Here is an 11,543-nt window from a genome sequence, read left to right on the forward strand (position 1 = left end):
GCAGCGGCGACACCCCTCCCGTGGCCGGGTCGGGGGGCGTCGCGGAGACTCAGCGGATCTCGCTGGGGGAGATGCCGTAGCGCTTGCGGAAAGCGATGGAGAAATGCGCCGGGCTGTAGCCCACCCGGTAGGCCACCGTGGAGACGTTCGCCTCTTCGTCGCAGAGCATCCGGTGCGCCTCGCGCAGGCGGTATTCCTGCAGGTAGCCGAATACGCTGGCGCCGAACACCTTGCGAAAGCCGGCAGTCAGCTTGCGCGGGTTCATGCCCACGCGGCTGGCCAGCGTGTCCAGCGACGGCGGCTCCTGCAAGGCGCCGACCAGCAGGTCGCGGGCGGCGTGGATGCGCTCGACCTCCGAGCAGGTGATGCGCGGCTCCTCGACGGGGCGCCCCTCGCCGGAAAGGAACTGTGCGCTGAGCGCGGCCAACTCCAGGGCCTTGCCGCCGAGGTAGAGATCGCGGGTCGGACCGAGCATCTGGCAGGTGGCGATCTGCGAGGCCAACGCCTGCATCGCCCGCGGCGCCGGGCAGCTCATGATCCGCGGATCGCCGCCGGGGCGGCGTATCAGTTGCTCGGGCAGCCAGCCGAGGCGGCTGTCCAGGGCTTCGACGCCGAGCTGGACGATGGTGTAGCGCAACGGCTTGTCGGTGCCGTAGATCTGCGCCGAGGTGAAGTCGCCATCGTTGGCGATGGTGCACAGGCTCGGCCCCTCGATGAGGTGCTCGGGCTGGCCGGGAATCCGGCAGCGCAACTGGCCGCTCTGCACGAGGATCAGGCGCAGGCCGCGCTCCAGCGGTTCCTCGAACCAGTCCTCGCTGGCCGAACAGAAGGTTCCGGTCACCAGCTTCATGTTCGGATCGATGTGCGCGACGCCGGGCCGGTTGCCCGGTGCCGGCGCGGCGGCATCGGCCTGTGGCGGAGCAATGATGGTGATGGTCATCAGGTTTTCCTGTAGCCCGGGCGCTGCCGACGCGGCGACGCCTTCCTGGATACGTGGGGGCAGGGGGACTTTTTAGCGGAGATGGACAAAGCGCCCTGCACTCCGCCCCTGCAGCGAATGAAAAAGCCCCGCAATCGAAAGGCGCGGGCTTGCGCGGTCCCTGCCGCCCGCCAATGATAATAAATCTCATTTCCCAGCAATGGCAATCGACCGCATCCACGGAGATCGCATGACTTCCTCGCCCGCCACCCCATCGGCCGTCGACGACGCCCCCGACTGGCCCGCCGCCTTCGTCCGCCGCTATCTCGACGCCGGCCACTGGCAGGACCAGAACTTCGCCGAAGCCCTGGCCGCCAGCGCCGCGCGCCATCCGCGGCGGATCGCGCTCTGCGACGACGACCAGCGGCTCAGCTATGCCGACCTGCTCCAGCGCTGCCGCCGCCTGGCAGCCGGACTGCGCCAGGCCGGCCTCGCACATGGCGACACGGTAGTGCTGCACCTGCCCAACGGCATCGCCTTCGTCGAGACCTGCTTCGCCCTGTTCCAGCTCGGCGTACGCCCGGTGCTCGCCCTCCCCGCCCATCGCCAGCATGAGATCAGCGGTTTCTGCCGCTTCGCCGAGGCCAAGGCCTACATCGGCGCCGAACGGATCGACGGCTTCGACCCACGGCCGATGGCCCGTGAGCTGCTCGCCAGCGGCGCCTGCCGGATGGCGCTGATCCACGGCGAGGCCGAGGCGCCGCTGCAAGCGCTGGCACCGCTGTACCAGGCCGACGCGCTGGAAGACTGCGCCGCCCGCGCCGAGGATATCGCCTGCTTCCAGTTGTCCGGCGGCACCACCGGCACGCCGAAGCTGATTCCCCGGCGTCATCGCGAGTATCTCTACAACGTCCGCGCCAGCGCCAAGGTCTGCGGCTTCGACGAGCACACGGTGTACCTCACCGGCTTGCCGATGGCGCACAACTTCACCCTCTGCTGCCCCGGAGTGATCGGCACGCTGCTGGCCGGCGGCCGCGTGGTGGTCAGCCAGCGCGCCGATCCCGAGCATTGCTTCGCCCTGATCGCCCGTGAACGGGTCACCCACACCGCCCTGGTACCGCCGCTGGCGATGCTCTGGCTGGATGCCCAGGAAAGCCGCCGCGCCGATCTATCCAGCCTGCGTCTGCTCCAGGTCGGCGGCTCCAGGCTCGGCAGCAGTGCCGCGCAACGCGTCGAACCGGTGCTCGGCTGCCAGTTGCAACAGGTGCTGGGAATGGCCGAGGGGCTGATCTGCTACACCCGCCTGGACGATCCGCCCGAACGCGTGCTGCATACCCAGGGCCGGCCGCTGTCGCCGGACGACGAAGTGCGGGTGGTCGACGCCGAGGGCCGCGAGGTCGGCCCCGGCGAGGTGGGCGAACTGACCGTGCGCGGTCCCTACACCATCCGCGGCTACTACCGCCTGCCCGAACACAACGCCAAGGCCTTCAGCGCGGACGGCTTCTACCGCACCGGCGACCGGGTCAGCCGCGACAAGGACGGCTACCTGGTGGTGGAGGGCCGCGACAAGGACCAGATCAACCGCGGCGGCGAGAAGATCGCCGCGGAAGAGGTGGAGAACCTGCTGATAGCCCATCCGCAGGTGCACGACGCCACCGTCGTGGCGATGCCCGACAGCCTGCTCGGCGAGCGCACCTGCGCCTTCGTCATCCCGCGCCAGCCGGCGCCCTCGGCGCTGAAGCTGAAGCAATACCTGCACGCCTGCGGGCTGGCCGCGTTCAAGGTGCCGGACCGCATCGAGCTGGTCCCGGCCTTCCCCCAGACCGGCATCGGCAAGATCAGCAAGAAGGACCTGCGCGAGCGCCTGCGCCGCGAGCTGGAGGCCCGCGCATGAGCGCCGCCTGGGTCCGGCCGTTCCGCCTGACGCCGATGCCGCGCCTGCGCCTGGCCTGCTTCCCCCATGCAGGCGGAAGCGCCAGCTTCTTCCGTAGCTGGAGCGAACGCCTGCCACCAGACATCGACCTGCTTGCCCTGCAGTACCCGGGTCGCGAGGACCGCTTCAACGAGGAGCCGGCCACCCGCCTGGAGGACCTCGCCGACGGCGCCGCCCTCGCCCTGCGCGATTTCGCCGACGCGCCCCTGGCGCTGTTCGGCCACAGTCTCGGCGCGGCGCTGGCCTACGAAACCGCCCTGCGCCTGGAAAGCGCCGGCGCGCCGCTGCGCCACCTGTTCGTCTCCGCCCATCCGGCACCGCACCGGCAACGCGGCGGCGCATTGCACCGCGGCGACGAGGCGGCGCTGCTGGAGGACGTCCGCCGCCAGGGTGGCGCCAGCGAGCTACTCGAGGACGCCGACCTGCGCGCGCTGTTCCTGCCGATCCTGCGCGCCGACTACCAGGCGATCGAGACCTACCGACGGGCGCAGCCCATCGCCCTGGCCTGCGCCCTCGACGTCCTCCTCGGCGAGCACGACGAGGAAGTCAGCGCCGCCGAGGCGCAGGCCTGGAGCGACGCCAGCCGGACTCCCGCCAGGCTGCGGCGCTTTCCTGGCGGCCACTTCTACCTGAGCGAGGGGCGCGACGCGGTGATCGAGCACCTGCTGCGCCGCCTCGCACATCCCGACGCCCTTTCCCGAGAGGTTGCATGATGAAAACTCCCGAAGACTGCACCGGCCTGGCGGACATCCGCGAGGCCATCGACCGGATCGACCTGGATATCGTCCAGGCCCTCGGCCGCCGCATGGACTACGTCAAGGCGGCGTCGCGCTTCAAAGCCAGCGAAGCGGCGATTCCGGCGCCCGAGCGGGTCGCCGCGATGCTCCCCGAGCGCGCCCGCTGGGCCGAGGAAAACGGACTCGACGCGCCCTTCGTCGAGGGACTGTTCGCGCAGATCATCCACTGGTACATCGCCGAGCAGATCAAGTACTGGCGCCAGACACGGGGTGCCGCATGAGCCGGCTGGCACCCCTGAGCCAGTGCCTGCACGCCTTGCGCGGCACCTTCGAGCGCGCCATCGGCCAGGCGCAGGCGCTCGATCGTCCGGTGCTGGTGGCGGCGTCGTTCGAGATCGACCCATTGGACCCGCTGCAGGTATTCGGTGCCTGGGACGACCGGCAAACGCCCTGCCTGTACTGGGAACAGCCCGAGCTGGCGTTCTTCGCCTGGGGCTGCGCCCTGGAGCTGCAAGGCCACGGCGAACAGCGCTTCGCCCGGATCGAGGAAAACTGGCAATTGCTCTGCGCCGACGCCGTGGTCGAGGGCCCGCTGGCGCCGCGCCTGTGCGGCGGATTCCGCTTCGATCCGCGCGGCCCGCGCGAGGAACACTGGCAAGCCTTCGCCGATGCCAGCCTGATGCTCGCCGGCATCACCGTGCTGCGCGAGGGCGAACGCTACCGGGTACTCTGCCAACACCTGGCCAAGCCCGGCGAAGATGCCCTGGCCCTGGCCGCCTACCACTGCTCGGCGCTACTGCGCCTGAGGCAGCCGGCCAGGCGCCGGCCCTCGGGGCCGACCGCTGGCGCGCAGGGCGACGCTTCGGCGCTGGAGCGCAGGCAATGGGAAGCCAAGGTGAGCGACGCGGTAAGCAGTGTCCGCCAGGGACGCTTCGGCAAGGTCGTGCTGGCCCGTACCCAGGCCCGGCCTCTCGGCGACATCGAGCCGTGGCAGGTCATCGAACACCTGCGTCTGCAACATGCCGACGCCCAGCTGTTCGCCTGTCGCCGCGGCAACGCCTGCTTCCTCGGCGCCTCCCCGGAACGCCTGGTCCGCATTCGCGCCGGCGAGGCACTCACCCATGCCCTGGCCGGGACCATCGCCCGCGGCGGCGATGCCCAGGAAGATGCGCGGCTCGGACAGGCCCTGCTGGACAGCGCCAAGGACAGGCACGAACACCAGTTGGTGGTGGAGGCGATCCGTACGGCCCTGGAACCCTTCAGCGAGGTACTGGAAATCCCCGATGCGCCCGGCCTGAAACGACTGGCGCGAGTCCAGCACCTGAACACGCCGATCCGCGCCCGCCTCGCCGACGCAGGCGGCATCCTGCGGCTGCTGCAGGCGCTGCATCCGACCCCCGCGGTGGGCGGCTACCCACGCAGCGCGGCGCTGGACTACATCCGCCAGCACGAAGGGATGGACCGTGGCTGGTACGCCGCGCCGCTGGGCTGGCTCGACGGCGAAGGCAACGGCGATTTCCTGGTGGCGCTGCGCTCGGCCCTGCTCACGCCGGGCCGGGGCTACCTGTTCGCCGGCTGCGGTCTGGTAGGCGATTCGGAACCGGCCCACGAGTATCGCGAAACCTGCCTTAAGCTCAGTGCCATGCGGGAAGCTCTATCCGCCATAGGCGGCCTGGACGAAGTGCCCTTGCAGCGCGGCGTCGCCTGAAAACGAAGACCCCCTGCGGCCCGAGGGCGGCAGGGGGGCTTCGAAGGTCTGCCCGTGGCGCGGACGGGCCGCGCCGCAAGGGCGTCGCTTAGAACGGAATGTCGTCGTCGAAGCTGTCGTAGTCCTGGGCCGGTTGCGGCGCCGGTTGCTGCTGCGGGGCCGGACGCGACTGTTGCTGCGGGGCCTGCTGCGGGCGCTGCATGGGCTCGCGCGGGGCGCGCTGCGAATCGTCGCCGGAGGGGCGGCCGCCGAGCAACTGCATGTTGCCGTTGATGTCGACCACGATCTCGGTGGTGTAGCGATCCTGACCATCCTGGCCCTGCCACTTGCGGGTGCGCAGGCTGCCTTCGACGTAGACCTGGGAACCCTTGCGCAGGTACTCGCCGGCGATCTCCGCCAGGCGGCCGAAGAACACCACGCGGTGCCATTCGGTGCGCTCCTGTTGCTGGCCGGTCTGCTTGTCCTTCCAGCTCTCGCTGGTGGCGAGGGTGATGTTGGTCACCGCATTGCCGTTGGGCATGTAGCGGGTTTCCGGGTCACCACCGACGTTACCAACCAGAATGACTTTGTTAACCCCACGGGCCATGACGTTCTCCTAAGGTTCAGCATCCGCCCGGCGCGGCCTGGGCCAGGCGCTCGAGGGCGGTGCGATCCACTTGTTGGGTATCCACTTTGACATAGGCGGCGGCCTCCTCGGCCACCACCACGGCGTCTGCCACACCGGGCAACGCCCTGAATCGCTGGACCAGCACCGCGTCCTGCAGCGCGGCGGGCGCGAGCGGCAGGCGAATGCTGGTCACATAAGGCGGTTCGCGCATGGTAACAGCAATCGCCAGCCAGAGGGCAGCGAGCACCGCGCATCCGATGAACACCATGCTCAGCCCGCCGTGCTGGAACATCCAGCCGCCGAGGATGCCACCCAGCGCCGCGCCGAGGAATTGGCTGGTGGAATACACCCCCATTGCCGTGCCCTTGCCGCCGGCCGGCGAGACCTTGCTGACCAGCGACGGCAACGAGGCTTCGAGCAGGTTGAAGGCGGTGAAGAACACCACCGTGCCGACCACCAGCATGGCCAGGCTGTGACCGAAGACCAGGAAGAACAGTTCGCAGGCCAGCAGGGTCGCCACCGCGCCGGTCAGCACGCGCTTCATGCGACGCTTCTTCTCGGCGTAGATGATGAACGGCACCATGCCGAAGAAACCGACCAGCAGCGCGGTCAGGTAGACCCACCAGTGCTGCTCCTTGGGCAGGCCGCCCTCGTGCACCAGCGCCAGCGGCAAGGCGACGAAGCTGGCCATGAGGATGGCGTGGAGGATCAGGATGCCGGCGTCCAGGCGCAGCAGGTCGCCGTGCTTCAGGGTCGGCAGCAGGGCCTGGCGCGCCACGCTGGATTCGCGGTGCTGGGTCATGTGGTCGGGCTGCGGGACGAAGAACAGGATCAGCAGCAGGCCGACCAGCGCCATCCCGGCGGTGAACCAGAACAGCCCATGCAGGCCGAACAGATGGGTCAGCACCGGGCCGAGCACCATGGCCACGGCGAAGGAGACGCCGATGCTCATGCCGATCATCGCCATCGCCTTGGTCCGGTGCTGCTCGCGGGTGAGGTCGGAGAGCAGTGCCATCACCGCCGCCGAGATCGCCCCGGCGCCCTGCAGGATGCGGCCGGCGATCACCCCCCAGATGGAGTCGGCATTGGCCGCGAGGGCCGCGCCGGCGGCGAAGATCAGCAGCCCGACGACGATCACCGGGCGCCGGCCGATGCGGTCGGAAATGGTCCCGAAGGGAATCTGCAGGATCGCCTGGGTCAGGCCGTAGGCGCCGATGGCCAGGCCGATCAGCGCCGGGGTCGCGCCGGCCAGGTCCTGGCCGTAGGTGGCCAGCACCGGCAGGACCATGAACATGCCGAGCATGCGGAAGGCGAATACCAGTGACAGCCCGACGGCCGCTCGCGTTTCGGTACCGCTCATCCGCTCAGTATGTGAGTCGTGCATAACACCCTCATGGAAGAAACCGCTGCAGGGCAAGGCCTCATGCCCCTGCCGATGGCGCCGCCGCCCGCTCCTGGGCGGCCGGGGCAATGCCCGCGCCGGAAAAATGCCGCGCATTCTACCAGTCCGCCCCCTCGCGGCACAGGCGCGCCACTTTGCCGCGCGCTAGCGGCCAGCCGTATAATCAGCGGTTTTCGCCCGCCATGCGAGGCCGCTGTGGATAAGATCCTGATTCGTGGGGCGCGTACCCACAACCTGAAGAACGTCGACCTCACACTGCCACGCGACAAACTGATCGTGATCACCGGTCTTTCCGGTTCCGGCAAGTCTTCCCTGGCTTTCGACACGCTCTATGCGGAAGGCCAGCGGCGCTACGTGGAATCCCTCTCGGCCTACGCCCGGCAGTTCCTGTCGATGATGGAGAAGCCGGACGTGGACACCATCGAAGGGCTGTCGCCGGCGATTTCCATCGAACAGAAGTCCACTTCCCACAACCCACGCTCCACCGTGGGTACGATCACCGAGATCTACGACTACCTGCGCCTGCTTTATGCCCGCGTCGGTACCCCGCGCTGCCCGGACCACGACATCCCGCTGGAGGCGCAGACCGTCAGCCAGATGGTCGACCAGGTCCTGGCCCTGCCGGAAGGCAGCAAGCTGATGCTGCTGGCGCCGGTGATCCGCGAGCGCAAGGGCGAGCACCTGGCGGTGTTCGACGAGATGCGCGCGCAGGGTTTCGTCCGCGCCCGGGTCGACGGCAAGCTCTACGAACTCGACGAAGTGCCGAAGCTGGATAAGCAGAAGAAGCACAGCATCGATGTGGTGGTGGACCGCTTCAAGGTTCGCGCGGACCTCCAGCAACGCCTGGCCGAGTCGTTCGAGACCGCCCTGTCCCTGGCCGACGGTATCGCCCTGGTAGCACCGATGGACGAGGACGAGGATGTCGAGGAGATCATCTTCTCGGCGCGCTTCGCCTGCCCGGTCTGCGGCCACTCGATCAGCGAGCTGGAACCCAAGCTGTTCTCCTTCAACAACCCGGCCGGCGCCTGTCCGACCTGCGACGGCCTCGGCGTGAAGCAATTCTTCGACGCGCGCCGGGTGGTCAATGGCGAGTTGACCCTGGCCGAGGGCGCGATCCGCGGCTGGGACCGGCGCAACGTCTATTACTTCCAGATGCTCGGCTCGCTGGCCCAGCATTACGGCTTCAGCCTGGAAGAACCCTTCGACGAACTCGGCGCCGAGCACCAGAAGGTGGTGCTCTACGGCTCCGGCCGGGAAAACGTCGACTTCCGCTATCTCAACGACCGCGGCGACATCGTCAAGCGTTCGCATCCCTTCGAAGGCATCCTGCCGAACCTTGAGCGGCGCTACCGCGAGACCGAGTCGGCCACGGTCCGCGAGGAGCTGGCCAAGTTCCTCAGCACCCAGCCCTGCCCGGATTGCCACGGTACCCGCCTGCGCCGCGAGGCGCGGCATGTGTGGGTCGGCGACCGGACGCTGCCGGCGATCACCGCGATGCCGGTCGGCGAAGCCTGCGAGTATGCCGCCGGACTCAGCCTGACCGGCCGCCGTGGCGAGATCGCGGCGAAGATCCTCAAGGAAATCCGCGACCGCCTGCAATTCCTGGTCAACGTCGGCCTCGACTACCTGACCCTCGACCGCAGCGCCGACACCCTGTCCGGCGGCGAAGCCCAGCGCATCCGCCTGGCCAGCCAGATCGGCGCCGGCCTGGTGGGAGTGATGTACATCCTCGATGAACCCTCGATCGGCCTGCACCAACGCGACAACGAACGCCTGCTCGGCACCCTCACCCACCTGCGCAACCTCGGCAACACGGTGATCGTGGTCGAGCACGACGAGGACGCGATCCGACTCGCCGACTACGTCGTCGACATCGGTCCGGGCGCCGGCGTGCACGGCGGCCAGGTAGTGGCGGAAGGTACGCCCGACCAGGTGATGAACCACCCCGACTCGCTGACCGGCAAGTACCTTTCCGGGCGCAAGAAAATCGCGGTTCCGGCCAAGCGCACCCCGCGCGACAAGAAGAAGCTGCTGAAGCTGAAAGGCGCCCGCGGCAACAACCTGCAGAACGTCAACCTGGAAATCCCGGTCGGCCTGTTCACCTGCATCACCGGGGTCTCGGGCTCCGGCAAGTCGACGCTGATCAACAACACCCTGTTCCCGATCACCGCCACCGCGCTGAACGGCGCGACTACCCTGGAAGTGGCGCCGTACGACTCGTTCGACGGTCTGCAGCACCTGGACAAGGTGGTCGACATCGACCAGAGCCCGATCGGTCGTACCCCGCGCTCCAACCCGGCGACCTATACCGGCCTGTTCACGCCGATCCGCGAACTGTTCTCCGGCGTGCCGGAGGCCCGCTCGCGCGGCTACGGTCCCGGCCGCTTCTCGTTCAACGTCAAGGGCGGCCGTTGCGAGGCCTGCCAGGGCGACGGCGTGATCAAGGTGGAGATGCACTTCCTGCCGGATATCTACGTTCCCTGCGATGTCTGCAAGGGCAAGCGCTACAACCGCGAGACCCTGGAGATCCGCTACAAGGGCAAGAGCATCCACGAGGTGCTGGAGATGACCATCGAGGAAGCCCGCGAGTTCTTCGACGCCGTCCCCGCCCTGGCGCGCAAGCTGCAGACGCTGATGGACGTCGGCCTGTCCTACATCAAGCTGGGCCAGAGCGCGACCACCCTCTCGGGCGGCGAGGCGCAACGGGTCAAGCTGTCCCGCGAGCTGTCCAAGCGCGACACCGGCAAGACCCTGTACATCCTCGACGAACCGACCACCGGCCTGCACTTCGCCGACATCCAGCAACTGCTCGACGTGCTCCACCGCCTGCGCGACCACGGCAACACCGTGGTGGTGATCGAGCACAACCTGGACGTGATCAAGACCGCCGACTGGCTGGTCGACCTCGGTCCCGAGGGCGGCTCCAAGGGTGGTCAGATCATCGCCAACGGCACGCCGGAGCAGGTGGCCGAGATGCCCCAGTCGCACACCGGCCACTTCCTCAAGCCGCTGCTGGAACGCGATCGCGTCTGATTGCCGGGCGCTCATGAAAAAGCCCCTGCGGCCGTGAGGCGCAGGGGCTTTTTCGTATCCGCGGGGTAGGGTCAGATCTGCGACTGCAGGTAGTTCTCCAGGCCCATCCTCGCGATCAGGCCAAGCTGTTGCTCCAACCAGTAGGCGTGGTCTTCCTCGGTGTCGGCCAACTGGGCCTTGAGGATGTCGCGGCTGACGAAGTCCTTGTGCTGCTCGCAGAGGGCGATGCCCTTGGCCAGCGCGGCGCGGACATGGCGCTCGAGCTTGAGGTCGGCCTCGAGCATCTCCGGCACCGTGGTGCCCGGGTGGATATCGTCGGGACGCATGCGCGGCGTACCTTCGAGCAGGAGGATACGGCGCAGCAGGGCGTCGGCGTGCTGGGTCTCCTCCTCCATCTCGTGGTTGAGGCGCTCGTAGAGCTTGCTGAAGCCCCAGTCCTCGTACATGCGCGAGTGGATGAAGTACTGGTCGCGCGCGGCCAGCTCGCCGGTCAGCAGCGTGTTGAGGTAATCGATGACTTCCGGATGGCCTTGCATCGGGGGCTCTCCCTGGAGAAAACTAGGAATCTAGCCGCATATGCTCCCGGCTCCGCCTGATCCGGGTCAAGCCAATGCAGATAAAAAAGCCCCCTTCCTAGGAAGGGGGCCGGGGGCCTCATCAGGCCATCAGTCCAGCTTCAGGCCGAGGGCGTCGGCGACGCCTTTGCCGTAGGCCGGGTCGACCTTGAGGAACAGGCCGATCTGGCGACGCTGGATCTGTTCCGGTACATCGCGGATGTCTTCGGCGATGTTGGCGAACAGCCGCTGCTTCTGCTCGTCGGTGAACAGATGGAACAGCGCGGCGGGCTGGCTGTAGTAGTCGTCGTCCACCCGGTGGTTCCAGTGGTCCGCCGCGCCCTCCAGGCTCAGCGGCGGCTCGGAGAAGTCAGGCTGCTCCTGCCACTGGCTGAAGCTGTTCGGCTCGTAGGTGACGCGCTGATGGGCGTTGTTGCCGTCCACCCGCATGCCGCCGTCGCGGTGGTAGACCTGGTGCGGGCAACGCGCGGCGTTCACCGGGATCTGGTGGTGGTTGACGCCCAGGCGATAGCGATGGGCGTCGCCGTAGGAGAACAGACGGCCCTGGAGCATCTTGTCCGGCGAGAAACCGATACCGGGCACCACGTTGGCCGGTGTGAAAGCGGCCTGCTCGACCTCGGCGAAGTAGT

At 68.2% G+C, this 11,543-nt stretch carries 9 protein-coding genes and 1 pseudogene; 5 read left to right on the plus strand and 5 right to left on the minus strand.

All coding sequences use genetic code 11. The features are described 5' to 3' along the window. Positions 1–49: 49 nt before the first annotated feature. Positions 50–940: a pyochelin biosynthesis transcriptional regulator PchR gene (pchR, locus tag HMPREF2914_RS27980; RefSeq protein ID WP_003106955.1), complete on the minus strand. Its 891-nt coding sequence runs from the start codon at positions 938–940 to the stop codon at positions 50–52. Between the two features lie 229 nt (positions 941–1,169). Between pchR and pchD the strand changes: the two genes are divergently transcribed. The 4 genes from pchD to pchA are packed head-to-tail and all read left to right on the plus strand — an operon-like array spanning position 1,170 to position 5,297. Further along, positions 1,170–2,813: a pyochelin biosynthesis salicyl-AMP ligase PchD gene (gene pchD / locus HMPREF2914_RS27985; protein WP_023092382.1), complete on the plus strand. Its 1,644-nt coding sequence runs from the start codon at positions 1,170–1,172 to the stop codon at positions 2,811–2,813. Then, the gene (gene pchC, locus HMPREF2914_RS27990; protein WP_009877105.1) at positions 2,810–3,565 is read left to right on the plus strand and encodes a pyochelin biosynthesis editing thioesterase PchC; all 756 of its coding nucleotides are present in this window, start codon (positions 2,810–2,812) and stop codon (positions 3,563–3,565) included. Before pchD ends, pchC begins: the two co-directional genes overlap by 4 nt. Continuing rightward, complete coding sequence (gene pchB, locus HMPREF2914_RS27995) at positions 3,565–3,870, plus strand: isochorismate lyase PchB (protein WP_003106950.1); 306 nt, start codon at positions 3,565–3,567, stop codon at positions 3,868–3,870. Before pchC ends, pchB begins: the two co-directional genes overlap by 1 nt. After that, positions 3,867–5,297: an isochorismate synthase PchA gene (gene pchA / locus HMPREF2914_RS28000; protein ID WP_023092381.1), complete on the plus strand. Its 1,431-nt coding sequence runs from the start codon at positions 3,867–3,869 to the stop codon at positions 5,295–5,297. The genes pchB and pchA overlap by 4 nt, the downstream gene beginning before the upstream one ends. A gap of 88 nt (positions 5,298–5,385) precedes the next feature. Here the strand turns inward: pchA and ssb are convergent, their stop codons facing one another. Both ssb and HMPREF2914_RS28010 read right to left on the minus strand, forming a co-directional pair. Next, positions 5,386–5,883: a single-stranded DNA-binding protein gene (gene ssb / locus HMPREF2914_RS28005; RefSeq protein ID WP_003114685.1), complete on the minus strand. Its 498-nt coding sequence runs from the start codon at positions 5,881–5,883 to the stop codon at positions 5,386–5,388. Positions 5,884–5,899: 16 nt separating this feature from the next. After that, positions 5,900–7,288 (minus strand): MFS transporter, encoded by a 1,389-nt coding sequence (locus HMPREF2914_RS28010; RefSeq protein WP_023092380.1) that lies wholly within the window; start codon positions 7,286–7,288, stop codon positions 5,900–5,902. Positions 7,289–7,501: 213 nt separating this feature from the next. Between HMPREF2914_RS28010 and uvrA the strand changes: the two genes are divergently transcribed. Next, positions 7,502–10,339 carry an excinuclease ABC subunit UvrA gene (gene uvrA, locus HMPREF2914_RS28015; protein WP_023092379.1) on the plus strand — a complete coding sequence of 946 codons (2,838 nt, stop codon included), beginning with the start codon at positions 7,502–7,504 and terminating at the stop codon, positions 10,337–10,339. A gap of 71 nt (positions 10,340–10,410) precedes the next feature. Here the strand turns inward: uvrA and bfr are convergent, their stop codons facing one another. Together bfr and katA are read right to left on the minus strand one after the other, a co-directional pair. Then, entirely contained in the window at positions 10,411–10,875 is a 465-nt protein-coding gene (gene bfr / locus HMPREF2914_RS28020; RefSeq protein ID WP_003093668.1) for a bacterioferritin, read from the minus strand. Positions 10,876–11,004: 129 nt separating this feature from the next. Then, positions 11,005–11,543 (minus strand): annotated as a pseudogene (katA, locus tag HMPREF2914_RS28025) (catalase KatA); the annotation flags it as partial.

The sequence above is a fragment of the Pseudomonas sp. HMSC067G02 genome, from assembly GCF_001813485.1.
Classification (GTDB): Bacteria; Pseudomonadota; Gammaproteobacteria; order Pseudomonadales; family Pseudomonadaceae; genus Pseudomonas; species Pseudomonas aeruginosa.

Excerpts from the sequence above, each read along its gene's own strand:
- HMPREF2914_RS28010 (WP_023092380.1), bottom strand. The coding sequence starts at position 7,288 with ATGCACGACTCACATACTGAGCGGATGAGCGGTACCGAAACGCGAGCG.
- bfr (WP_003093668.1), bottom strand. The coding sequence starts at position 10,875 with ATGCAAGGCCATCCGGAAGTCATCGATTACCTCAACACGCTGCTGACC.
- pchA (WP_023092381.1), top strand. The coding sequence starts at position 3,867 with ATGAGCCGGCTGGCACCCCTGAGCCAGTGCCTGCACGCCTTGCGCGGC.
- pchC (WP_009877105.1), top strand. The coding sequence starts at position 2,810 with ATGAGCGCCGCCTGGGTCCGGCCGTTCCGCCTGACGCCGATGCCGCGC.
- pchR (WP_003106955.1), bottom strand. The coding sequence starts at position 940 with ATGACCATCACCATCATTGCTCCGCCACAGGCCGATGCCGCCGCGCCG.
- pchD (WP_023092382.1), top strand. The coding sequence starts at position 1,170 with ATGACTTCCTCGCCCGCCACCCCATCGGCCGTCGACGACGCCCCCGAC.
- pchB (WP_003106950.1), top strand. The coding sequence starts at position 3,565 with ATGAAAACTCCCGAAGACTGCACCGGCCTGGCGGACATCCGCGAGGCC.
- ssb (WP_003114685.1), bottom strand. The coding sequence starts at position 5,883 with ATGGCCCGTGGGGTTAACAAAGTCATTCTGGTTGGTAACGTCGGTGGT.